Here is a 24,711-nt window from a genome sequence, read left to right as displayed (position 1 = left end):
TCAGTAGTTTGCCTATTTTTTTACAGATGATTTCCAAGCAATGATTTCAGTCTATTTTGCTCTCTTACTTATGCAGAAATTATCAGTTATATTAAAAAATGATGTCATTTTCAGAAAACGTTGATAGTATTTCAGAAAAGCGTTATAATGGCTAATATTGAAAAATTTAGGAGAAAAAATATGTTTTCCAAGTTGAAGAACATTTTTATCGGGCGACCTTTGAAATCAAATGATGAGGGAGATGAAGGGAATTTACTCACTAAGCTACAAGCCTTGGCTATGCTGTCAAGTGATGCTCTGTCTTCGATTGCCTATGGTCCTGAACAAGTTGTTTTGGTTTTGGTATCCGTATCTGCTGGCGCGATTTGGTGGTCGTTACCAATTGGTATTGTGGTGCTGATTTTGCTGGCCAGTTTAACCATTTCATATCGTCAGGTGATTCATGCTTACCCACAAGGCGGTGGGGCTTATATGGTTACAACGGAAAATCTTTCACCAAAAGCTGGTCTAGTTTCAGGTGGTAGTTTGCTAGTTGATTATATGTTGACAGTAGCGGTATCCGTTTCTTCTGGAGCGGATGCAATTACGTCAGCAATTCCTGCTTTGCATCCGTACAATTTGCACATTTCGATTGTTTTAGTGCTGATTTTAATGTTAATGAATTTACGTGGCTTGCGGGAATCGGCGGTTTCGCTGATGATTCCAGTTTATTTGTTCATCGCAAGTACCGTTTTCTTAATTGGCTTTGGTTTATTGCAATTATTACTGGGGAATTTATCCTACCATGCAACAGCTCCGATTGGAAAATCTATCTCAGGTGTTAGTTTAGTGCTCCTGCTACGTGCATTTACGAGTGGTTCGGCTTCTCTGACAGGTGTGGAAGCTATTTCAAATTCTGTACCATTTTTCAAAACACCCAAAGCTGAAAATGCAGCGAAAACCTTGGCAATTATGGCAGCCATTTTAGGTTTCATGTTTGCTGGTATTACTTTTTTAAACTACTGGATTGGCATCGTTCCGGTAAAAGGCGTTACAACGCTCGCTCAAATGGCGCAAGCTATTTTGGGAAATTCACCTGTTGGGCAGCTTCTCTTTTATATTTTCCAACTGTCAACAGCTCTCATCCTTGCTGTAGCGGCTAATACAGGTTTTTCGGCCTTTCCCATGTTATCCTACAATATGGCAAAAAATAAATATATGCCACACATGTATATGGAAAAAGGAGCACGCCTTGGTTATTCAAATGGGATTCTGACTTTAGCTATCGGTGCTATTCTTCTTTTGCTAATTTTTAATGGGAATACTGAACGGCTCATTCCACTTTACACTATTGGTGTATTTGTGCCTTTTGCTCTTTCTCAAACGGGAATGGTCGTGCATTGGCGCAAGCAGTATGGAAAACATTTCTTGAAATATTCAGTAGCAAATATTTTAGGCGCTGCTATTTGTTACACCATTGTAGCGATTTTGCTACTTTTTCGTTTGCGAGATATTTGGCCATTCTTTCCGATTATCATCGTTTTATTATGGATTTTCTTGAGTATTAAAAATCATTACAATAAAGTGGCGAAACAGCTACGTTTGAATGAAGAAATTGAACGCGTAGACTATGCAGGAAATCTAGTTTTGGTGCTTGTTGGAAATGTCACGCGTGTTAGTGTCGGTGCGATGAATTATGCGCGTAGCATTGGTGATGAGGTGATTGCCATGCATGTATCTACCAAAGAAACACAAGAAAAAGATGAAGAAGTAGCCAGTGAATTTAAACAATATTTTCCAGATATTCAATTTGTAAATGTGGAAACAAGCTACCGTAATATCATCAGACCAACCGTACAGTATGTGACAAAAATCGCTCGTGGTGCGCAGAAGAAAGGTTATACCGTAACGGTATTAGTGCCACAGTTCATTCCAAATCATAGTTGGCAAAACATGCTACACAATCAAATGAGCTTGAAATTGAAATATTTCCTCAGATGGCATGAAAATGTCGTTGTAGCCAGCTATTCTTATCACTTAAAAGAGTAAGAACATAAAACGGCAGTTTTGAATGGAACTGCCGTTTTATCCTTTTATTTTCTTGAAAGATATAGTGAAAAATGCTATAATGAAAAGAACATTTTAAAATAAGAATTATTACAAGTAAGGAAAGAAATGGCGAATATTTTAAGAACAATTATCGAAAATGATAAAGGTGAATTAAGAAGATTAGAAAAAATGGCAAAGAAAGTCATGGCGTATGAAGATGAAATGGCTGCTTTGTCAGATGAATCTTTGAAAGCAAAGACGGATGAATTTAAGCAACGGTATCAAAATGGCGAGTCATTAGATGACTTGCTTTATGAAGCTTTTGCGGTTGTTCGTGAAGGTGCAAAGCGTGTGTTAGGACTTTTCCCTTACCCAGTACAGATTATGGGTGGGATTGTCTTACACCATGGAGATGTGCCAGAAATGCGTACAGGGGAAGGAAAAACCCTGACAGCAACCATGCCAGTTTATCTGAACGCCTTGTCTGGAGAAGGGGTTCACGTTGTCACAGTAAATGAATATCTGACAGAGCGTGACGCAACGGAAATGGGGGAACTGTACTCTTGGTTGGGGCTTTCTGTTGGTATCAACCTTGCTGCAAAGTCATCCGCAGAGAAAAAAGAAGCCTATGAATGTGATATCACGTATTCAACCAATGCAGAGATTGGTTTTGACTATTTGCGTGATAATATGGTGGTGCGTGCTGAAAACATGGTGCAGCGTCCGCTAAACTACGCTTTGGTCGATGAGGTGGACTCCATTTTGATTGACGAAGCTCGTACGCCTTTGATTGTGTCAGGACCAACTTCGTCTGATACAAACCAACTTTATCACATGGCAGATAGCTTTGTGAAGTCTCTTAATAAAGATGACTACATCATTGATGTGCAGTCTAAAACCATTGGACTTTCTGACTCTGGGATTGATAAAGCAGAAAGCTACTTCAAGTTAGAAAATTTGTATGATATTGAAAATGTAGCACTAACTCACTTTATTGACAATGCTCTTCGGGCAAATTACATTATGCTATTAGATATTGACTATGTGGTGAGTGAAGAGCAAGAAATTTTGATTGTGGATCAATTTACAGGTCGTACAATGGAAGGTCGCCGGTATTCAGACGGACTTCACCAAGCAATTGAAGCCAAAGAAGGTGTGCCAATTCAGGATGAAACGAAGACTTCGGCTTCTATCACTTATCAAAATCTATTCCGTATGTACAAGAAATTGTCAGGAATGACAGGGACAGCTAAGACAGAAGAGGAAGAATTCCGCGAAACCTATAATATTCGGGTCATTCCGATTCCGACAAATCGTCCAGTAGCTCGTATTGACCATCCAGATCTTCTTTATCCAAGTATTGAGTCTAAATTTAAAGCGGTTGTTGAGGACGTGAAAGCTCGTCATGAAAAAGGACAACCTGTTCTTGTAGGAACAGTCGCAGTTGAAACAAGTGATTATATTTCTAAAAAATTAGTCGAAGCTGGAGTTCCTCATGAAGTATTGAATGCGAAAAATCACTATAAAGAAGCGCAAATCATCATGAATGCCGGGCAACGTGGTGCGGTAACGATTGCAACCAATATGGCTGGTCGTGGTACAGATATTAAGCTTGGTGAAGGGGTTCGTGAACTTGGTGGACTTTGCGTTATTGGTACAGAACGACATGAAAGCCGTCGTATTGATAATCAGCTTCGTGGTCGTTCAGGTCGTCAAGGAGATCCTGGTGAATCACAATTCTACTTATCACTTGAAGATGAACTTATGCGTCGCTTTGGATCGGAACGGATTAAAGCTGTTTTGGATCGCATGAACCTTAGCGAAGAAGAGTCTGTCATCAAATCTCGTATGCTGACGCGTCAAGTAGAAGGAGCTCAAAAGCGTGTTGAAGGGAACAACTATGATACACGTAAACAAGTCCTTCAATATGATGATGTTATGCGGGAGCAACGTGAAATTATCTATGCGCAGCGTTATGATGTCATTACGGCTGATCGTGATTTGGCACCGGAAATTCATGCCATGATGAAGCGAACAATCAACCGTTTTGTGGATGGCAACAGTCGTGCAGAACAAGATGAAAAATTAGAAGCAATTGTTAATTTTGCAAAATACAATCTTGTTCCAGAAGAATCTATTGAAATCGCAGATTTAGAAGGCTTGTCTGATGAAGATATCAAGGCTGATTTATACAAACGTGCCTTGGAGGTTTACGATAGTCAAGTGGCGAAACTTCGCGATGAGGATTCCGTCAGAGAATTCCAAAAAGTTCTAATTTTGCGCGTCGTGGATAGCAAATGGACTGATCACATTGATGCTTTGGATCAACTTCGGAACGCAGTTGGACTTCGTGGTTATGCTCAAAATAACCCAGTCGTTGAATACCAAGCTGAAAGTTTCCGTATGTTTAATGATATGATTGGTTCGATCGAATTTGATGTGACGCGTTTGATGATGAAGGCTCAAATTCACGAGCAAGAACGTCCACGTACGGAGCATCATATCAGCACAACAGCGACACGCAATATTTCAGCACAAAAATCAGGCTTACCGAGCGATATTGATTTGACAAAAGTGAAGCGCAATGACTTGTGTCCATGTGGTTCTGGTAAGAAATTTAAAAATTGTCATGGACGCCACAGATAAGTAGTGTAAAGAGGGGAAGATTATGACATTTAAGGCAACTAGCGAGCCAATTGACGTAACAAAGGTTCGCAATTTATCAAAGTTAGAAGGAGAGGCTTTAGCTAAAAAAAAGGCACGAGATCGTGAGTTAAATGCCATTATCCGTGGAGAAGATGACCGCATTCTGTTGGTCATTGGTCCGTGTTCTTCTGATAATGAAGCGGCTGTCCTAGAATATGCAAAGCGCCTATCTGCCCTCCAAGAAGAGGTGAAAGACCGTATTTTCATGGTTATGCGCGTGTATACAGCTAAGCCTCGCACCAATGGCGATGGTTATAAAGGATTGATTCATCAACCGAATGCTAAGGCTGCTCCAAGCTTAATTAATGGGATTAAGGCTGTTCGGAATTTACATTATCGTGTCATTACGGAGACGGGAATGACGACAGCTGATGAAATGCTCTATCCAGAAAATCTTCCGTTGGTAGATGATTTGATTTCTTATATGGCTGTTGGGGCGCGTTCTGTGGAAGATCAGCAACACCGTTTTGTAGCGAGTGGAGCTGATGTTGCGACTGGCTTGAAAAATCCTACGTCTGGCAATCTCAATGTCATGTTTAACGGGATTTATGCAGCGCAAAACAAGCAAAGTTTCTTGTTTGCTGGTAAGGAAGTGGAGACTTCAGGAAATCCTTTGGCACATGCCATTCTGCGCGGCGGGCTTGATGAATACGGAAAGAACATTCCAAATTATTACTACGATAATTTACTAGATACGATTGACCAATATGAAAAAATGGGCTTGGAAAATCCTTTTATCATCATTGATACCAATCATGATAATTCTGGTAAACAGTATTTAGAGCAGGTACGGATTGTCCGTCAAACCTTAATCAATCGTGACTGGAATGACAAAATCAAAAAAATTGTACGTGGCTTTATGATTGAGTCTTACTTAGAAGACGGTCGTCAAAATGAGCCTGAAGTGTTTGGGAAATCTATTACAGACCCTTGTTTGGGTTGGGATAATACAGTCAAACTGGTCAAGGAAATTTATACTACCCTATCTAAAAATGAAAAATAAAAAGGTTGGGAGTGAATCTCTAAAATCTGATAACATCAGCGCATTGAGTTTTATTTTAGAAAGTAACCGAGTCTGGCACACTTTTGTCCCAGCCTCTTTTTAAAAAGATGATTAAAGGACACGGAATTGATATAGAAGAAATTTCTTCTATTCAAAAAGTTTACGAAAAAAATGCTCGCTTTGCCCAAAAGGTTTTGACAGCCGCAGAATTTGCACGGTTTGAGAAACTTTCTGGCAAGCGAAGAATGGAATATTTGGCGGGGCGTTGGTCTGCTAAAGAGGCTTTTTCTAAAGCGTGGGGGACTGGTATTGGTTGTGTCACTTTTCAGGATTTAGAAATTTTAAACGATGAAAAGGGAGCACCTGTTTTTACCAAGTCGCCTTTTTCTGGCAAGGTCTGGGTGTCGCTCAGCCATGCAGGTAATATTGTTACAGCTAGTGTTATTTTGGAGGAACATCATGAAAACGAGTAATCATCGACCTACTAAGGCTATTGTTGATTTAGCTGCTATCCGCTTTAATATTAAACAAATTACAGCGCATATTCCAAATAAAGTGGAGAAATGGGCTGTTGTCAAGGCGGATGCTTATGGTCACGGTGCAGTTGCTGTTACGCGGTGTCTTGAGCCAATTGTGGATGGTTTTTGTGTTTCTAATATTGATGAAGCTGTAGAGTTGCGTGATGCTGGCATTACGAAAAAAATTCTGGTATTAGGAGTGTCAGATGTTTCTGCCATTTCATTGGCAATTGAGCGCAAAGTGACCTGTACGGTAGCTAGCTTGGAATGGCTAGATTTGCTCTTGCAATCAAATATAGATGTAGCTGGACTGATTGTTCATATAAAAATTGATTCTGGAATGGGGCGGATTGGTTTTCGAGATAGTCAAGATGCTCAAGAAGCCATTCATCGTTTGGAAAAAGCAGGTGCTCAGGTAGAAGGCATCTTCACCCATTTTGCAACAGCTGATGAAGCAGATACGCATAAGTTTGAAGCACAGTTGGCACGTTTTAAAGAAATTTTAGGGCAATTAGAAATCGTTCCACCGATTGTTCACGCTAGTAATTCTGCAACGACCCTTTGGCATGCAGATACTGTGATGAATGCGGTGCGTCTGGGTGATATTATCTATGGTCTCAATCCTAGCGGTCGTACCTTGCAGCTTCCTTACGAAATGAGGCCGGCTCTTTCTCTGGTGTCGGAATTGGTTCATGTCAAGCAGCTGGAAGCAGGGGCAGATGTGGGTTATGGAGCCACTTACACTAGCGATAGCCCACAGTTCATTGGGACGATTCCATTAGGCTATGCTGACGGTTGGACGCGAGATATGCAAGGTTTTGATGTTCTAATTGACGGACAATCTTGTCCCATTGTTGGTCGTGTGTCTATGGATCAGATTACCGTTCGTCTACCTAAAGCTTGTCCTATTGGTACACCTGTCGTTTTTATCGGAGAAAGTGGCAAAGAATCCATTTCTGCAACAGATGTAGCAGAAAAACGAGGAACGATTAACTACGAGGTGCTTTGTTTGATTAGCGACCGTGTGCCTAGAGTTTATAAAGAATGAGCTGAAATTTAGAAGCAGTCGGAAACAGCCCAAAGAGTTATTGGAGGTTGTCTGTTTTAGTTTGCTTTTATAAATTATTGAAAAACAGAACTGAAAGAGGAATTATGAATTTACACCAACCTTTAACGGTTCTGCCGGGTGTGGGGCCGAAATCTGCTGAAAAATTTACTAAGCTAGGAATTGAAAGCCTGCAGGATTTGTTGCTCTATTTTCCATTTCGCTATGAAGATTTTAAAAGTAAAAATGTATTAGAATTGGAAGACGGCGAAAAGGCAGTTATTTCAGGGGTGGTGGCTACACCAGCAAATGTCCAGTACTATGGCTACAAGCGCAATCGCCTGCGTTTTACCATAAAGCAGGGAGAGGTGGTACTTGCAGTCAACTTCTTTAACCAACCTTATCTAGCAGACAAGGTAGAGGTTGGCTCAACCATTGCTATTTTCGGCAAATGGGATAAGGCAAAGGCTAGTTTGACTGGGATGAAAATTCTGGCGCAAGTAGAAGATGATTTGCAGCCAGTTTATCGAGTAGCTCAAGGGATTAGTCAAGCCAGTTTGGTCAAGGTCATTAAGACAGCCTTTGACCAAGGGTTGGAATTGCTCTTGGAGGAAAATTTGCCCCAAGTGTTGTTAGAACGCTATCAGTTGCTAGGACGGAATCAGGCTGTGCGAGCAATGCATTTTCCAAGGGATTGGGCAGAGTACAAGCAGGCTTTGCGTCGGATCAAGTTTGAAGAGCTTTTTTACTTTCAAATGCAATTGCAAGTTCTCAAATGTGAAACAAAAGATGTTAGTCAGGGCTTAATTATTCCTTGGCGGGCAGATTTGCTAGAAAAGAAAAAAGCTACTCTACCTTTTGAGTTAACGGCTGCTCAAGAGCGCAGTCTAAACGAGATTTTACAGGATATGAAATCGCCAGCTCACATGAACAGGCTCTTGCAGGGAGATGTCGGAAGCGGAAAGACGGTAGTTGCAGGTTTAGCTATGTATACTACTTATACAGCTGGTTTGCAGTCTGCTCTCATGGTGCCAACGGAAATCTTGGCAGAGCAGCACTTTGATAGCTTGAGCCAACTTTTTCCTGAACTGCGGATAATTCTGTTGACAGGGGGAATGAAGCCAGCAGAACGCAGACAGGCACTAGAAGCTATTGAGGCTGGTCAGGTGGATATGATCATCGGCACTCATGCTTTGATTCAAGAAGGCGTGACATATCATCGGCTTGGTCTGGTGATTATTGATGAACAGCACCGTTTTGGAGTGGGACAGAGGCGAATTCTGCGGGAAAAAGGAAATAATCCTGATGTGCTTATGATGACTGCAACGCCCATTCCTAGAACGCTTGCTATTACTGCTTTTGGCGATATGGATGTGTCCATTATTAACCAAATGCCAGCAGGACGTAAGCCGATTATCACCCGTTGGGTCAAGCACGAGCAGCTGGAAATAGTTTTGGACTGGTTGAGGAAAGAGTTGCAACGAGGCGCTCAGGTCTATGTCATCTCTCCTTTGATTGAGGAGTCAGAAGTGCTGGATCTGAAAAATGCAATTGCTTTGGAAGAGGAATTAAAGGCCTATTTCGGTGACAAGACTCATGTAGCCCTACTACATGGTAAAATGAAGAGCGATGAAAAAGATACCGTTATGCAGGATTTTAAGAAAGGAAAAATTGACATTCTGGTTTCCACGACTGTTATTGAAGTCGGTGTCAATGTGCCCAATGCTACGGTCATGCTAATCATGGATGCGGACCGATTTGGGCTCAGCCAGCTTCATCAGTTACGTGGTCGAGTAGGACGTGGAGATAAACAGTCTTATGCGGTTCTTGTAGCCAATCCTAAGACAGAATCTGGCAAGAAACGCATGAAAATCATGACGGAAACGACTGACGGTTTTGTCTTAGCTGAGGAAGATTTGAAAATGCGTGGTTCTGGTGAAATCTTCGGCACTCGTCAGTCCGGTTTGCCGGAATTTCAGGTGGCAGATATTGTAGAGGATTATCCAATTTTAGAGGAGGCCAGAAAAGTCGCCAGTCAAATTGTGTCCACTCCTGATTGGCGAACGAATGCAGATTGGCATATTGTAGCGCTTCATTTGGACAAGCAGGACTACTTGGATTGATTTTAGTTTATCATCATATATAAACCAAAAAACTTCACCATTTGGATGAAGTTTTTTAAATTAAGTTTTCTGAAAGAAATCTATAAGCCTGCTTTAAGTTTTTCGGACTATACTAAATTCATCAAAAAGAAAGAGGTAAGTCCAATGACAGTAAACATTAAAGTACATTATAACAAAACATTCAAAAAATCAGGAAAGGAATCAGAAATATATGGCAAATAACTAAAAACAAAAGAGCTAAAAACTTTTTTTCATAAATCTCCTAAACATAAAATATCCTAAGAAGCTTCGAAATATCGGAGCTTTTTATCTATGTAACATCAACCTTCAATATAGTTTCTTAAGGCTTGTCCTTGAAGTCCAGCATTCAGGGCAATTAGCAGCTTGATACGAGCTTTAGGTGCATTGAGTTCTTTGACAAACATAATGCCTGATTCGTGTAACTTCACGCCGCCCCCTTCATAAGCGTAAACTGGCTCTGCAATGCCGTTAAAGCAACGAGATACAAGTGCAATTGGAAGACCGAAAGCAGTCATGTGGCTGAGCTTTTGGGCAACTTCTTGTGGCAGATTTCCAGCGCCAAAGGCTTCAACGATGAGACCGTCTATCTTTTCCAAGTCTAGCATATCAAGCAGTTCAGTTTTCATTCCAGCGTAGGCTGGGATAATGGGAACCAAACCAGAGATTTTATCTAAATGAAAACGAACGCGTGGTTCAGCTGTTTTGAAATAGAGGATTTCTTGCTTCATAATCAGTCCGAGTGGTCCATGAGTTGGCGTTTGAAAAGTGCTGACATTGGTTGTATGCGTTTTGGTCACGTATTTGGCAGCATGGATTTCATCATTCATAACCACCAGAACGCCTTTTCCGCGTGCTTTGTCATCACTTGCTACACGAAGTGCAGATAAGTAATTGTAAACTCCGTCACTTCCCAGTTCATTAGAGCTTCGCATAGCACCAGTTAAGACGACAGGAATATCTGGAAGTTCCATGGTATCCAAAAAATAAGCTGTTTCTTCCAGAGTGTCCGTTCCATGAGTAATGACAACCCCGTCAAAATGCTTCCCGTCTGTCTTGATTTTTTGATACAATTGCAGCATGTGCTGTGGTGTTATGTGAGGGCTAGGAATATTGAAAACATCAAGAGCCGTCACTTGAATGCCTTCTAAAGGAACTGCAACATGGTTCATGGGATTGTGTTCGTTTGTGATGACTTTTCCAGTAGTATCCGCCTGCATGGAAATAGTACCGCCAGTATGTAAAACTAAAATTCTTTTGGTCATAAGTGAGCTTCTCCTGAATCTATGCTATAATTATTGTATCATAAAAGAAAGAGATGAGAAATGAATGGAAATCAAAGCAGTCTTTTTTGATATTGATGGGACGTTAGTAAATGATAGTCGAACGGTCTTGAAATCCACAGAACAAGCAATTCATAGTTTAAAACAGCAAGGTATTTTAGTTGGTTTAGCGACAGGTCGGGGTCCCTTTTTTGTTCAATCCTTTATGGAACAGTTGGATTTAGATTTTGCAGTGACCTATAATGGACAATATATTTTTTCAAAAGATAAAGTCATTTCTGCGAAGCCAATTGATAAAACCAGTTTGCGTCACCTGATTCAGTATGCTCGCCAGCATAAAATAGAAATCTCGTTTGGAACAAAATCAGGAGTGATTGGCTCTAAAATCATGAGCTTTGGCATGAGCAAGTTTTCTCAATGGACCAGTCGTTTTGTTCCGAAGAAGATGGCACACTTGGTAAATAAAAGTTTCAACAACGTGGTTAGCAAGGCACTTCCTCAACAGCAGGATGATTTATTGAAATCCATTCAAGAGCCGATTTATCAAGTACTGATGCTGGCAACACCAAAAGAAACACAAGCTATCGAAGCGGATTTTCCAGATTTAAAGTTTACTCGTAGCAGTCCTTTCGCAGCTGATATCGTCAATCAAGGAATGTCAAAGTTAGAAGGAATTAAGCTGGTCGGAAAAGAATACGGTTTTGACATCAATCAAGTCATGGCTTTTGGTGATTCTGATAATGATGTTGAGATGTTAGCGGGCGTTGGTATGTCTATTGCCATGGGAAATGGAACCAGTCGAGTGAAAGAAGTTGCAAAACACACGACCAGCAGTAATAGTCAGGACGGGATTCATAAGGCTTTGGAGCATTTTGGTATTTTGGCGAGTGAAAAAGTCTTTGTCAGTAGCGACCACCACTTTAATAAGGTCAAAGAATTTCATGGGATAATGGATGAATGCACGCAGGAAGAGCCCATCCTGTGGACAACAGAGGGTGCTCGTCATCGTGCAGGTTTCAAGGTAGAAGAGCTAGTGGAATTTTTACGTGCAGCCAGTCCGTCAGAAGAAATTTTCAATCAGTCTGTTCAATCTTTGCATAAAGCGATAGATAAAGCTTCCGATAAGGTTAAACAGAAGAGTAACGCAGAGATGTCTCTCGTTGGACAAGTAGATGCACTGATTGATATGCTATATTTTACTTATGGTAGTTTTGTTTTAATGGGAGTAGATCCTGAGCGTTTATTTGAAATTGTACACCAAGCGAATATGGGAAAACTCTTCCCAGATGGCAAAGCGCACTTTGACCCAGTTACTCATAAAATTTTAAAACCAGATGATTGGGAAAAAAATTATGCACCGGAACCTGCTATCAAAAAAGAGCTTGAACGTCAAATTCAAGCCTATCAACGAAATTGTGAAAAAAATGAAGAATAAAAAAGAGGAGAGACTGGTTTATGCTAATCTCTCTTTATCTTTGTATTATAATGTTTTTTCTTTATCACGGACAACAAGCAAGTCAACTTTTGCGTGACGCAAGATGTATTCAGATGAAGAGCCAACCAGTAACCGTTCAAAGGCGTTAAGCCCAGTAGCACCAACCATGATGAGGTCAACTTTTTGTTCTTCTGGAATATCTGTTGCAAGAAGGGTTTTCGGATTTCCCATTTCAACAATTGTGACAACATTTGCCACGCCGGCTTCTTTGGCTTTTTCAGCATATTGATCCATGAGTTTCTTTGCATCTTCTTGCAATTCTTCATAGACTTCTGCATCAAATGTAGAAACGCTTTGCAAGGCACGTGTATCAATTACATGGGCAATCGTTAGGCGTGAATTATTTCTAAGCGCAACATTTACACCCTTTTCAAAGGCAAGCTCAGCTTCGTGAGAACCGTCAACAGCGACCATAATGTTTTGATATCTTTGTAGCATAGGAATACCTCCATTCTTTCTTTAGTTATATTGTAACCCTTTACATGAAAAAAGTAAAGCATTTTCATGCAGACTTTACAAGAAGTTTTTTAGATTTTTTAGAAAAATTGCGTTATAATAAATTGACTCTTTTGAAATGAGGAAAAATTCGATGAAAGAATTTAATAAATCAACAAAATTAGAACATGTGGCTTATGATATTCGGGGTCCCGTCTTAGAAGAAGCAATGCGGATGCGTGCAAATGGTGAGAAAATCCTTCGGTTGAACACAGGAAACCCTGCCGAGTTTGGTTTTACGGCACCAGATGAAGTGATTCATGATTTAATTATGAATGCACGGGATAGTGAGGGCTATTCAGACTCGAAAGGGATTTTTTCTGCTCGGAAAGCTATTATGCAATATTGCCAGTTAAAGAATATTCCAAATGTTGATATTGACGATGTCTACCTTGGAAATGGGGTTAGCGAGTTGATTGTCATGTCTATGCAAGGTTTGCTAGACAATGGTGATGAGGTGCTGGTACCTATGCCGGATTATCCTCTCTGGACGGCAGCGGTCAGTTTAGCGGGAGGAAATGCAGTTCATTATCTTTGTGATGAAGCGGCAGATTGGTATCCAGATATTGATGACATTAAATCAAAAATTACCTCTAATACAAAGGCTATTGTCGTTATCAATCCAAACAATCCGACAGGAGCTCTATATCCTAAGGAAGTTTTAGAAGAGCTGGTTGACGTTGCACGGCAAAATAATTTGATTATTTTTGCGGATGAGATTTATGATCGTTTAGTAATGGACGGTGAAAAGCATATAGCTATCGCAAGTTTAGCTCCTGATCTTTTCTGTGTTAGTATGAACGGTTTGTCTAAATCGCACCGTATTGCAGGTTTTCGTGTAGGATGGATGGTGCTATCTGGACCAAAATATCATGTAAAAGATTACATCGAAGGGCTAAATATGCTGTCAAATATGCGTCTGTGTTCAAATGTCCTATCTCAGCACGTGGTACAAACATCGCTTGGCGGTTATCAATCAGTAGATGAATTGCTACTTCCTGGCGGACGGATTTATGAGCAACGGAATTTTATTTATAAAGCTATCAATGAAATTCCAGGTCTATCTGCAGTAAAACCTAAAGCAGGGCTTTACATTTTCCCTAAAATTGATAGAGAAATGTATCAAGTAGATGATGACGAACAATTCGTGCTGGATTTCTTAAAGCAAGAAAAGATTTTACTGGTGCATGGACGGGGCTTTAATTGGAAAGATCCTGATCATTTCCGGATTGTTTATCTGCCTCGTGTAGATGAGTTAGCACAAATCCAAGAGAAGATGACTCGTTTCTTAAGGCAATATCGGAGATAATAGAAAGCGAGACAGACTCGCACGATTGCTGACGCGTTCACCTACTGCATCGTCAATTTATTACACAGTGTGCTATGAAGCTGGAGACTTTCGTCCCAGCTTTTTGTGCTAATATGGAGGAGTGAGAAGGCTAGCCAAGCTAATTGCACATAATTGTATCTCAATAAACAATTTTCAGATAATTGTTGAAGATTAAAGCGCTTTATGATATAATCAATAAGATTATATGCGAGGTAAATTATGGCAAACTTATTAGCAAAAACACGAAAAATTACATCTATTTTGCGTCGTTCAGATGAGCGATTACAGGATGAATTACCTTACAATGCAATTACCCAGCAGTTAGCTGAAATTATGGATTGCAATGCCTGCATTGTAAACAGTAAAGGGCGTCTTTTGGGGTATTTCATGCGCTACAAGACGAACAATGACCGTGTGGAAGCATTTTATCAAACGAAAATCTTCCCAGAAGAATATGTTCGCACAGCGAATTTAATGTATGACACAGAAGCCAATCTTCCTATCAATCATGATTTGTCAATTTTTCCAGTCGAAACCAAAGATGAATTTCCAGATGGCTTGACGACAATTTCACCTATCCATGTTTCAGGGATTCGCTTAGGAACTTTGATTGTTTGGCGCAATGATAAAGAATTTGATGATGATGATTTGATTTTGGTTGAAATTGCAAGTACAGTGGTTGGTATTCAGTTGCTCAACTTCCAACGAGAAGAAGATGAAAAAAATATTCGTCGCAGAACAGCTGTAACCATGGCTGTAAATACTTTGTCTTATTCAGAATTACGAGCTGTTTCAGCTATTTTAGGTGAATTAAACGGTAATGAAGGTCAATTGACAGCATCGGTCATTGCGGATCGTATTGGCATTACTCGCTCGGTGATTGTCAATGCTCTGCGTAAACTAGAGAGTGCAGGCATTATTGAAAGTCGCTCTCTAGGAATGAAAGGGACCTATCTTAAAGTCCTTATTCCCGATGTCTTTGAAGAGATTAAAAAGAGAGATTACTGATGACAAAAGCATTGATTTCGATTGATTATACGGTGGACTTTGTAGCAGATAATGGGAAATTGACGGCAGGTGCACCAGCTCAGGCGATTTCTAAAACTATCGCACAGGTAACAAAGGTTGCTTTTGATCGAGGCGATTATATCTTTTTTGCCATTGATGCCCATGATGAAGGGGATATTTTTCACCCAGAGAGTAAACTCTTTCCACCACATAACATCAAAGGCACTAGTGGACGTAACCTTTATGGACCGTTGGCGGATTTTTATCAGGAGCATAAAGCAGATTCTCGCGTCTTTTGGATGGATAAACGGCATTATTCAGCTTTTTCGGGAACAGATTTGGATATTCGTCTGCGAGAAAGAAAAGTTGACACGGTGATTTTGACTGGTGTTCTGACGGATATTTGCGTTCTCCACACAGCTATTGATGCCTATAATTTAGGGTATCAAATTGAGGTGGTAGAGTCTGCTGTAGCTTCTCTTTCGGAGGAAAATCATAAATTTGCACTAAACCACTTGCAAAATGTTTTAGGTTCGACTATAATAGATAACAATTTAAAAGTAAAAAAGCAGTAGAGTAGGCTTGTTGACTTGAACAGAGAGTGCTGAAAGCTGAGAGCAGCACCAAGGAAGCAAAATCCGAAGAACATACTGTCAATGATATAATGGTTTTTTCTATGCTATTTATGGTAAAGGATGATATTGTCTAAAACTATTATATCATTGCAAGAAATTTGTGTGAATCAAAGCGCAAACGTCTGCTCACGTTACGAGCTAGAGGTTGCAATGCAACGAATAACAGTGGTACCACGGCTTTCGTCTGTTTTACAGGCGGAAGCCGTTTTTCTATAGCTCTTAATGTTTTAGCGTTTAGAGCTATGATTATAGATTTACGTAGTAAAGTCAATGTTCCTTATAATTCTTAGTACTTAGAGGAGCGGTTGCAATTTTGTTAGTTGGACAAAAGCTGTAAACAAAAAATGCTTCCTATTTTTAGTATCTAGAGCTACGGGCGTAGATTTCTATAAGTAATTTGCGGCAAGTTGACGATTTAACTGAAATGAATTTAGAAAGAGGTAGAGAATATGAAAGAAGTTTTTATTGGAAACTACGGTTTGGAACAAGTTGGTCAGAAAATGATAGCGACTGGGTGGGTTGCAAATATCCGAAATCATGGGAAATTGGCTTTTATAGAGCTACGAGACCGAGAAGGACTGCTTCAAATTTTTGTCGCAGGTGATAGCCCGGCTTTTACTGAAATTGAACATCTACATAAAGAAGATGTGATTGCTGTTACAGGAGAAGTTGTCGAGCGAGAAGCCCGCTTTGTCAACAAAGCTATCAAGTCTGGACAGGTGGAGCTGCGAGCAGAGGCAATTCAAATCCTTGCAAGTAGTAAGCCTCTTCCTTTTGAACTCGATCAGCACGCCCATACAGGAGAAGAGTTGAGACAGAAATATCGCTATCTGGATTTGCGTCGGAGTAAGATGACAGAGAACCTCAAACTTCGTCACCAAGTAACCAGCACAATTCGTGACTACTTAAACGGTAAGGATTTTCTGGAAGTGGAGACACCTTATTTGACGAAATCTACACCAGAAGGAGCCAGAGATTTTTTGGTTCCTAGTCGAGTTTTTAAAAATCAATTTTATGCCTTGCCACAAAGTCCGCAAATGTTGAAGCAACTTTTAATGGGAGCTGGCTTGGAGCGTTATTATCAAATTGTTCGTTGTTTTCGAGACGAGGATCTACGAGGAGACCGTCAGCCTGAATTTACTCAGGTCGATATGGAAATGAGCTTTGCTAGTGAAAAAGACATTCGCATGCTTGTAGAAGAGATGCTCAAAGCGGTTGTTAAGAAAACTCATGGTTTGGAGCTGACAGAAGCTTTTCCGACTATCAGTTATGAAGAAGCCATGAACCGCTTTGGTACAGATAAGCCGGATACGCGATTTGGTTTGGAATTAAAAAATCTGACCAATCTCTGTCAGGATAATCCCTCTCTTTTGCTGAAGCAGGCTTTTGCTCATCACGAAGAATTATGGGGCATTTGTGTTCCAAATGCTACGGATTCTTTCACGAAGAAGCAGCTCAGTCATTTCTATCAGGAAATGAAAGAATTTGGAGCTAGTAGGTTTGCTAGTCTTAAGGTGGAAGCAGGTGAACTTCAAGGGAATTTGGCTTCGATTTTTGAAGCAGAAGCAGTTGCCTTCATAGACCAATTTAAAGCGCAAGACGGTGATTTGCTTTTACTGGTCATCGCCAAGAAAAGACAAGCCCAAGAAGCTCTAGGGCACTTGCGATTGGAGATTGCCAAACAATTAGATTTAATCAATCAGAGTCGACTGGATTTCCTTTGGGTATTAGATTGGCCTTTGCTAGAGTGGAATGAGGAGCAGGGGCGCTATCAAGCTATGCACCACCCGTTCACCCAAGGAATTTTTGAAAATGAGCAAGAAGATTTAGCTTCAATCAAAAGCCGTGCCTACGATATTGTCCTTAATGGCTATGAAATTGGAGGCGGTAGTTTACGGATTCATGATCGAAAGAGTCAAGAAGCCATGTTTGAACTCTTGGGCATGGAAAAAGAAGATTACGAGCGTGACTTTGGCTTTTTCTTAGAAGCGCTTGATTATGGTTTTCCGCCGCATGGTGGTCTAGCACTGGGCTTGGATCGATTGGTTATGATTTTAGCTGGTGAAGAAAATATCCGTCAGGTCATTGCCTTTCCTAAAAATGGAACTGGTTTTGATCCTATGCTAGAAAGTCCCAGCCAAGTAGATGCGAGTCAAGTGAAAGAACTTCATTTGGAATTGAAGAACTAAGCCTATTTGTGATAAAATAAGAAGATGGTTGTTTTTCGGTTATGCTGAAAAATAAAAGAAGAGAAAGGAAACAGAGATGAAAATTACTCAAGAGGAAGTAACGCATGTTGCCAACCTGTCAAAACTAGCTTTTTCACCTGAAGAAACAGCAGAATTTGCGACAACTTTGTCAAAAATTGTGGACATGGTGGAGCTACTAAATGAGGTTGATACGACTGGTGTGCCTTTTACATCAAATGTTGCAGAAAATGTCAACTATATGCGTGAAGATGTAGCAGTTGCAGGTTGGAATCGAGAAGAACTTTTCCAAAATGTACCTGAAAAAGAGCGAGGCTATATCAAAGTGCCTGCTATTCTAGATGACGGAGGAGACGCCTAATGACTTTGAATCAAAAAACAATTGAAGAATTGCATAATCTCCTTGTCAAAAAGGAACTTTCCGCAGTTGAGCTGACGAAAGCTACTCTGGAAGGTATTAAGAGTCGAGAAAGTGCAGTTGATAGCTTTATTACGATTAGTGAAGAAGAAGCCTTGGCGCAAGCAGCGGCAGTAGACGCGAAGGGAATTGATGCGGATAATTTTATGAGCGGGATTCCACTAGCTGTTAAGGACAATATTTCTACTAAGGGGATTCTGACGACAGCTGCGTCAAAAATTCTTTACAATTATAAACCAATTTTTGATGCAACTAGTGTAGAAAAACTTCATGAAAAAGACATGATTGTCATTGGTAAGACCAATATGGACGAATTTGCCATGGGTGGCTCCAGTGAAAATTCTTATTTTAAGACTACGAAAAATGCTTGGGACGCTACAAAAGTTCCCGGTGGTTCATCTGGTGGTTCAGCAACAGCAGTTGCTTCTGGTCAGGTTCGCTTGTCTTTAGGTTCTGATACCGGTGGCTCTATCCGTCAGCCAGCTTCCTTTAACGGAGTGGTCGGACTGAAGCCAACTTATGGTCGTGTTTCTCGTTTTGGACTCATTGCTTTTGGGAGCTCGTTGGATCAAATTGGACCTTTTTCTCGGACGGTTAAAGAAAATGCTCAGCTTTTGGGCATAATTGCAGGCAATGACAAAAAAGACTCAACTTCTTCTCAACGAGCTGTTCCTGATTTCACTAGCAAGATTGGTCAAGATATTAAAGGATTGAAAATTGCGCTTCCGAAAGAATATATGGGTGGCGGGATTGATGAAAAGGTCAAGGAACGCATTTTAGCGGCTGCCAAGCATTTGGAAAGTCTGGGGGCGATTGTTGAAGAAGTTAGCCTGCCCCACAGCAAATATGGGGTAGCGGTTTACTATATCATCGCTTCTTCTGAAGCCAGTTCCAACTTGCAACGTTTTGACGGGATTCGTTATGGCTATCGGGCAGAAGAGATTGAAAACTTAGAGGACGTCTATGTCAAATCTCGCAGTCAAGGTTTTGGTGAGGAAGTGAAGCGTCGGATTATGCTCGGAACGTTTAGTCTATCGTCTGGTTATTATGATGCTTATTTCAAAAAGGCGGGTCAAGTTCGGACGCTCATTATGCAAGATTTTGCCAAAGTATTTGAAAAGTATGACTTGATTTTGGGACCAACTGCACCGACGGTTGCTTACGACTTAGGAACTCAAAGTCACGATCCAGTGGCTATGTATTTGGCTGACCTTTTGACGATTCCGGTCAATTTAGCAGGGCTTCCTGGTATTTCCATTCCAGCAGGCTTTGCGGATGGTCTGCCGGTTGGGCTGCAATTGATTGGAAATCATTTTGATGAAGAGACGATTTACCAAGTAGCAGCTGCTTTTGAAGCAACGACAGACTACCACAAGCAAAAACCAGTCATTTTTGGAGGTGAAAAATAATGAACTTTGAAACGATTATTGGACTAGAAGTCCACGTTGAATTAAAAACAAATTCAAAAATTTTCTCACCAGCACCAGCTCATTTCGGAGAAGATCCAAATACCAACACCAATATCATTGACTGGTCTTTCCCAGGTGTCCTGCCAGTGATGAACAAGGGAGTTATTGATTACGGTATCAAAGCTGCTCTGGCGCTCAATATGGATATTCATCAAAAAATGCACTTTGACCGCAAGAATTATTTTTATCCAGATAATCCTAAAGCCTATCAAATTTCTCAATTTGATGAGCCCATTGGCTATAATGGCTGGATTGAAATCGAGCTAGAAGACGGGACGACTAAGAAAATTCGCATTGAGCGGGCTCATTTGGAAGAGGATGCTGGCAAGAATACCCATGGCAGCGACGGTTATTCTTATGTTGACCTCAATCGTCAAGGAGTGCCTTTGATTGAGATTGTCTCAGAAGCTGATATGCGCAGTCCAGAAGAGGCTTATGCTTACTTAACGGCGCTCAAAGAAATTATCCAGTATACGGGTATTTCTGACGTCAAAATGGAAGAAGGCTCCATGCGCGTGGATGCCAATATTTCTATCCGTCCTTATGGTCAAGAAAAGTTTGGAACCAAGACAGAATTGAAAAATCTTAATTCCTTCAATTTTGTTCGCAAGGGCTTGGCTTTTGAGGAAAAACGTCAGGCTGAGATTTTGCGTAGCGGTGGTCAGATTCGTCAGGAAACGCGTCGTTACGATGAAGCAACAGGTGAAACTCTTTTGATGCGGGTCAAAGAAGGTTCGGCAGATTATCGTTATTTCCCAGAGCCTGACTTACCAATTTTTGAGATTGATGACAGTTGGATTGAGGCAGTGCGCTCAGATTTACCAGCCTTTCCAAAAGAACGTCGGGCTAAGTACAAGGCAGACTTTGGATTGTCAGACTATGATGCTAAGCAATTAACAGCAACGAAGAACATCTCAGATTTCTTTGAAGCTGCGGTGACAGCGGGCGGAGACGCAAAATCTGTGTCAAACTGGCTCCAAGGTGAGGTCGCTCAGTACCTCAATGCGGAAGGTGAGACCATTGAAGAAATCGGTTTGACACCAGTCAATTTGACTGAAATGTTGAGTTTGGTGGCAGACGGTACGATTTCCTCTAAAATTGCCAAAAAAGTCTTTGTTCATTTGGCGAAAAATGGTGGGTCAGCCAAGGAATACGTTGAAAAAGCTGGCTTGGTGCAAATTTCTGATCCAGCACAACTTCTGCCAATCATTCAAGAGGTTTTTGCTAACAATGAAAAAGCTCTTAACGATTACAAGAGTGGCAACAAAAATGCAGCCAAGTCCCTGATTGGTCAGCTCATGAAAGCTACCAAAGGTCAAGCCAATCCACAAGTAGCTCAAAAGCTACTTAATGAGGAATTAGCGAAGTTGTAAAATCTAAAAAATCAGTCGTTTTGGCTGATTTTTTGTGCTATAATCATAAAATGGAAAAGTTTAGGGGTAAGATATGTCAAAAATAGCAAAGGGCACCATTTTAACCTTAGTCGCAGGAATTGCATGGGGCTTGTCTGGGACGAGCGGACAATACTTGATGGCGCATGGATTTCCGGTTTTAGTTTTAACAAATGTCCGACTTATAATCGCAGGGGCTTTGTTGGTATTGTATATGGTGCTAGCTAATCGTAGAAAATTGATTGAAATGATAAAAGACCGAAAAGCAATAATGTCTTTGGCACTGTTTGCTTTGTTAGGATTGTTGCTCAATCAATTTGCTTATTTAAAGTCTATTTATGAAAGCAATGCAGGAACGGCAACCGTTTTACAATATGTCTGTCCGGTGGGAATCCTTGCTTACACTTGTCTCAAAGACCGTGTTGCACCTACTGTGACAGAAGTATTGTCTATGATATTAGCGGTTGGTGGAACCTTTTTGATTGCCACCCATGGATAACTCAATCAGTTATCTGTCACACCTGCAGGACTGTTCTGGGGGCTGTTTGCCGCATTCACTTACGCTTTGTATATTCTTATTCCGATTCAGCTGATAAAGACATGGGGTAGTATTCCGGTGATTGGAGTGGGCATGATGCTAGCAGGCATTGTCTTAACGCCATTTAGCGGTATTTTGCGTTTTCATTGGCAGTTGTCAATGAAAGTATATCTGGCTTTAGCGGGGATTATTTTAGTGGGGACAATCCTCGCCTATACACTGTTTCTCAAAGGAACCAGTTTAGTCGGGCCTGTGAAATCTAGCCTTCTAGCGGCTGTTGAGCCTATATCGGCTGTATTTTTCGCCTTTCTCACTATGCACGAGCAATTTTATCTCGTAGATTTTGCTGGTATGTTTATGATTTTATCAGCGGTCGCCTTGATTTCTATAAAAGATTTGATATTGGAAAAAAGAAAAGGGATCTTATAAAAAGACAGAGCTGTTTATTTCACTCTGCCTTTTATTTTGAAAATAATTGCCAAAAGAAATCAATAATATACGTCAAACCGTAAGTATAAATGACCAGTGTGATTGGTTTGCATAATACAATAATTATCATGTATTTTTTAAAAGACATCTTCGTCAGGGCTGCTAGCATGCAGAGGAAGTCTGCTGGGCTGATAGGCCAAATCATCATAAAGATGAAAAAACGCTCAAAACGATTGCCCTCATCCAGCCAGCCAATGTATTTGTCATAGGTGCGTTTGCTGACGACAGATTGGACAAAAGCCGGACCGTAGGTACGCGCCAGATAAAAAATAATAGCACAGCCGATGACGATACCGACATAATTATAAATGGTACCAATGATATGACCATAAATGAAGACACCAGCAACCGAAGTCAAAGCTCCAGGAATAATAGGAACAACTGTTTGTAGGATTTGCAGGAAAATAAAGAGTGGCGGTCCCCAAAATCCAGCCTGTTTAATAAAGGCGGACAGGGTTTCTTTGGATTGTAAAATGCCAGCATAATAGGCCCAGATACAGAAAATCACCGTTCCAACTGCTCCGATAATAGAAGACCAGTTGATAAATTTTTGTAAAAAAGGGGAAACGGCAGTCATTTTCTTACTCGTATTTGCCATAAGTTCCTCCGTGTTAAATTCTCTATTCTTACTATAACATTTTTAAACATTTTTTGGCAAATTGTACATAAAATCGATGAAAAAATCTAGGGTGCGAAAACTCTTTTTTTATGTTAAAATAGGTAGAAGTATAATGTTTGGAGAGAAATGTGGCGATTGAAAATTACATGCCTGATTTTGCGATTGAGGCAGTTTACGATTTGACAGTTGAAAGTTTAAAAAAACACGGTATCAAGGCTGTTTTGGTGGATTTAGATAATACTCTTATCGCATGGAACAATCCCGATGGAACACCAGAAATGAAGCAGTGGCTCCATGATGTGCGCGATGCAGGGATTCGGATTATTGTGGTGTCCAATAACACTAAAAAACGAGTAAAACGAGCAGTTGAAAAGTTTGAAATTGACTATGTCTGTTGGTCTATGAAACCATTCACTTGGGGGATTGATCGGGCACTGAAAGAATTTCATTTTGAGAAAAATGAAGTGGTCATGGTGGGAGATCAGCTCATGACTGATATTCGAGCTGCTCATAGAGCAGGAATTCGTTCGATTTTGGTCAAGCCACTGGTCGAGCATGATTCGTTAAAGACCCAGATTAACCGAGCTCGTGAGCGTCGTGTGTTGAAAAAAATCACTGAAAAATACGAACCGATTGAGTATAAAAAAGGAATTTAAACATGGAAGACATTCTTTGTATTGGGTGCGGAGCGCCGATTCAGACAAAATATAAGGATAGGCTTGGCTATACTCCTCAGTCAGCTTTGGAAAAGGGACTGGAAACGGGCGAATTGTATTGCCAGCGCTGTTTTCGTCTGCGCCACTACAACGAAATTACTGATGTGCAACTGACAGACGATGATTTTCTCAGACTTCTCCACGAAGTCGGCGACAGCAATGCTCTCGTAGTCAATGTAGTAGATATTTTTGATTTTAATGGTTCAGTGATTCCGGGTTTGCCACGTTTTGTGGCTGGTAATGATGTGCTGTTGGTCGGAAACAAAAAAGATATTCTTCCCAAGTCGGTCAAGACGAGCAAGGTTACACAGTGGCTGATGGAGCGGGCTCACGAGGAAGGACTGCGCCCTGTTGATGTAGTTTTGACTTCAGCTCAAAACAAGCAAGCGATTAAAGAATTGATTGAAAAGATTGAGCAATATCGAAAAGGTCGAGACGTTTATGTGGTCGGCGTGACCAATGTTGGTAAGTCCACACTTATCAATGCCATTATTCAGGAAATTACCGGGGATAAGGAAGTTATTACGACTTCACGATTTCCAGGGACGACACTAGATAAGATTGAAATTCCGCTGGCTGACGGCAGTCATATCTACGACACACCAGGGATTATCCACCGCCACCAAATGGCTCATTATCTGTCTGCTAAAAATCTCAAATATATCAGTCCGAAAAAGGAAATCAAGCCCAAAACATATCAACTCAATCCTGAACAAACCCTCTTTTTAGGGGGCTTGGGACGCTTTGATTTTGTGTCGGGTGATAAGCAGGGCTTTACGGCTTATTTTGACAATGAACTCAAATTGCACCGCACCAAGCTTGCGGGAGCGGGCGAATTTTATGAAAAGCATGTTGGCTCTTTGCTAACACCGCCCTCTAAAAAAGAAGTATCAGATTTTCCTCAGTTAGTCAAACATGAGTTGAAAATTGAAGCCAAAACAGATGTAGTTTTTTCAGGCTTGGGCTGGATTCGTGTGACAGGACCAGCAAAGATTGCAGCCTGGGCACCAGATGGAGTAGCAGTAGTGATCCGCAAAGCCATTATCTAAGGAATTCTAGTAGAAAACCGTCACAGTTAAACCAATTTTTAGAAAGGAATTGAACACGAGCTAAAAACTCGGAAAATAGCTAAATTCTCTTAGAATCATTGATTCTTCGCTGAATTTCCTAGTTTTCT

The 24,711-nt window shown here is 40.7% G+C and carries 19 protein-coding genes and 1 pseudogene; 17 read left to right on the top strand and 3 right to left on the bottom strand.

All coding sequences use genetic code 11. The annotated features are described in order from the left end of the window. The first annotated feature begins 180 nt into the window (after positions 1 to 180). The 6 genes from IYQ23_RS04920 (at position 181) to recG (ending at position 9,423) form a co-directional block, all read left to right on the top strand. The gene (locus IYQ23_RS04920) at positions 181 to 2,028 is read left to right on the top strand and encodes an APC family permease (RefSeq protein ID WP_195674350.1); all 1,848 of its coding nucleotides are present in this window, start codon (positions 181 to 183) and stop codon (positions 2,026 to 2,028) included. A gap of 126 nt (positions 2,029 to 2,154) precedes the next feature. Beyond that, positions 2,155 to 4,674, top strand: a complete 2,520-nt coding sequence (gene secA / locus IYQ23_RS04915; protein WP_195674270.1) for a preprotein translocase subunit SecA — start codon at positions 2,155 to 2,157, stop codon at positions 4,672 to 4,674. Between the two features lie 22 nt (positions 4,675 to 4,696). Continuing rightward, the gene (locus tag IYQ23_RS04910; protein WP_195674269.1) at positions 4,697 to 5,737 is read left to right on the top strand and encodes a 3-deoxy-7-phosphoheptulonate synthase; all 1,041 of its coding nucleotides are present in this window, start codon (positions 4,697 to 4,699) and stop codon (positions 5,735 to 5,737) included. A gap of 107 nt (positions 5,738 to 5,844) precedes the next feature. Continuing rightward, positions 5,845 to 6,210 carry a holo-ACP synthase gene (gene acpS, locus IYQ23_RS04905; protein ID WP_195674268.1) on the top strand — a complete coding sequence of 122 codons (366 nt, stop codon included), beginning with the start codon at positions 5,845 to 5,847 and terminating at the stop codon, positions 6,208 to 6,210. Beyond that, entirely contained in the window at positions 6,197 to 7,303 is a 1,107-nt protein-coding gene (gene alr / locus IYQ23_RS04900; RefSeq protein ID WP_195674267.1) for an alanine racemase, read from the top strand. The genes acpS and alr overlap by 14 nt, the downstream gene beginning before the upstream one ends. Positions 7,304 to 7,407: 104 nt before the next feature. Next, positions 7,408 to 9,423, top strand: a complete 2,016-nt coding sequence (gene recG, locus IYQ23_RS04895) for an ATP-dependent DNA helicase RecG (protein WP_195674266.1) — start codon at positions 7,408 to 7,410, stop codon at positions 9,421 to 9,423. Between the two features lie 320 nt (positions 9,424 to 9,743). Here recG and IYQ23_RS04890 read toward each other — a convergent pair whose 3' ends face one another. Beyond that, a complete protein-coding gene (locus IYQ23_RS04890) occupies positions 9,744 to 10,706 on the bottom strand; it encodes an asparaginase (protein WP_195674265.1) in 963 nt (320 codons plus the stop codon). Between the two features lie 64 nt (positions 10,707 to 10,770). Here IYQ23_RS04890 and IYQ23_RS04885 point away from each other — a divergent pair, with 64 nt between their 5' ends. Further along, positions 10,771 to 12,159 (top strand): Cof-type HAD-IIB family hydrolase, encoded by a 1,389-nt coding sequence (locus IYQ23_RS04885; protein WP_195674264.1) that lies wholly within the window; start codon positions 10,771 to 10,773, stop codon positions 12,157 to 12,159. A gap of 45 nt (positions 12,160 to 12,204) precedes the next feature. Here the strand turns inward: IYQ23_RS04885 and IYQ23_RS04880 are convergent, their stop codons facing one another. Then, positions 12,205 to 12,657 carry a universal stress protein gene (locus IYQ23_RS04880; RefSeq protein WP_020999785.1) on the bottom strand — a complete coding sequence of 151 codons (453 nt, stop codon included), beginning with the start codon at positions 12,655 to 12,657 and terminating at the stop codon, positions 12,205 to 12,207. A 151-nt stretch (positions 12,658 to 12,808) separates the two neighbouring features. On the opposite strand from IYQ23_RS04880, the gene IYQ23_RS04875 reads away from it, so the two are divergent. From IYQ23_RS04875 to IYQ23_RS04840, 8 genes and pseudogenes are all read left to right on the top strand, one after another. Next, positions 12,809 to 14,023 carry a pyridoxal phosphate-dependent aminotransferase gene (locus IYQ23_RS04875; RefSeq protein WP_022527098.1) on the top strand — a complete coding sequence of 405 codons (1,215 nt, stop codon included), beginning with the start codon at positions 12,809 to 12,811 and terminating at the stop codon, positions 14,021 to 14,023. 240 nt (positions 14,024 to 14,263) lie between these two features. Next, positions 14,264 to 15,052, top strand: a complete 789-nt coding sequence (gene codY / locus IYQ23_RS04870) for a GTP-sensing pleiotropic transcriptional regulator CodY (RefSeq protein WP_003026125.1) — start codon at positions 14,264 to 14,266, stop codon at positions 15,050 to 15,052. Next, the gene (locus IYQ23_RS04865; protein WP_070670591.1) at positions 15,052 to 15,627 is read left to right on the top strand and encodes a cysteine hydrolase family protein; all 576 of its coding nucleotides are present in this window, start codon (positions 15,052 to 15,054) and stop codon (positions 15,625 to 15,627) included. Before codY ends, IYQ23_RS04865 begins: the two co-directional genes overlap by 1 nt. 509 nt (positions 15,628 to 16,136) lie before the next feature. Beyond that, a complete protein-coding gene (aspS, locus tag IYQ23_RS04860) occupies positions 16,137 to 17,876 on the top strand; it encodes an aspartate--tRNA ligase (RefSeq protein ID WP_195674263.1) in 1,740 nt (579 codons plus the stop codon). 76 nt (positions 17,877 to 17,952) lie between these two features. Continuing rightward, positions 17,953 to 18,255, top strand: coding sequence for an Asp-tRNA(Asn)/Glu-tRNA(Gln) amidotransferase subunit GatC (gene gatC, locus IYQ23_RS04855; RefSeq protein WP_003028817.1), 303 nt, complete (start codon positions 17,953 to 17,955; stop codon positions 18,253 to 18,255). Next, entirely contained in the window at positions 18,255 to 19,721 is a 1,467-nt protein-coding gene (gene gatA / locus IYQ23_RS04850) for an Asp-tRNA(Asn)/Glu-tRNA(Gln) amidotransferase subunit GatA (protein ID WP_195674262.1), read from the top strand. Before gatC ends, gatA begins: the two co-directional genes overlap by 1 nt. After that, the gene (gene gatB / locus IYQ23_RS04845; protein WP_195674261.1) at positions 19,721 to 21,154 is read left to right on the top strand and encodes an Asp-tRNA(Asn)/Glu-tRNA(Gln) amidotransferase subunit GatB; all 1,434 of its coding nucleotides are present in this window, start codon (positions 19,721 to 19,723) and stop codon (positions 21,152 to 21,154) included. The genes gatA and gatB overlap by 1 nt, the downstream gene beginning before the upstream one ends. Before the next feature lie 73 nt (positions 21,155 to 21,227). Beyond that, a pseudogene (locus IYQ23_RS04840) lies at positions 21,228 to 22,139 on the top strand (DMT family transporter). A 31-nt stretch (positions 22,140 to 22,170) separates the two neighbouring features. Here the strand turns inward: IYQ23_RS04840 and IYQ23_RS04835 are convergent. Continuing rightward, the gene (locus IYQ23_RS04835) at positions 22,171 to 22,797 is read right to left on the bottom strand and encodes a TVP38/TMEM64 family protein (protein WP_049507370.1); all 627 of its coding nucleotides are present in this window, start codon (positions 22,795 to 22,797) and stop codon (positions 22,171 to 22,173) included. A 149-nt stretch (positions 22,798 to 22,946) separates the two neighbouring features. Here IYQ23_RS04835 and IYQ23_RS04830 point away from each other — a divergent pair, with 149 nt between their 5' ends. Both IYQ23_RS04830 and yqeH read left to right on the top strand, forming a co-directional pair. Beyond that, a complete protein-coding gene (locus IYQ23_RS04830) occupies positions 22,947 to 23,474 on the top strand; it encodes a YqeG family HAD IIIA-type phosphatase (RefSeq protein WP_003031000.1) in 528 nt (175 codons plus the stop codon). A gap of 2 nt (positions 23,475 to 23,476) precedes the next feature. Next, positions 23,477 to 24,583 carry a ribosome biogenesis GTPase YqeH gene (gene yqeH / locus IYQ23_RS04825; protein WP_195674260.1) on the top strand — a complete coding sequence of 369 codons (1,107 nt, stop codon included), beginning with the start codon at positions 23,477 to 23,479 and terminating at the stop codon, positions 24,581 to 24,583. Positions 24,584 to 24,711 lie beyond the last annotated feature (128 nt).

The organism is Streptococcus sp. HF-100, assembly GCF_015594635.1.
Lineage (GTDB): Bacteria > Bacillota > Bacilli > Lactobacillales > Streptococcaceae > Streptococcus > Streptococcus vaginalis.
The sequence above is the reverse complement of the archived record's forward strand: the minus strand, read 5'-3'. Positions and strand labels throughout refer to the sequence as shown.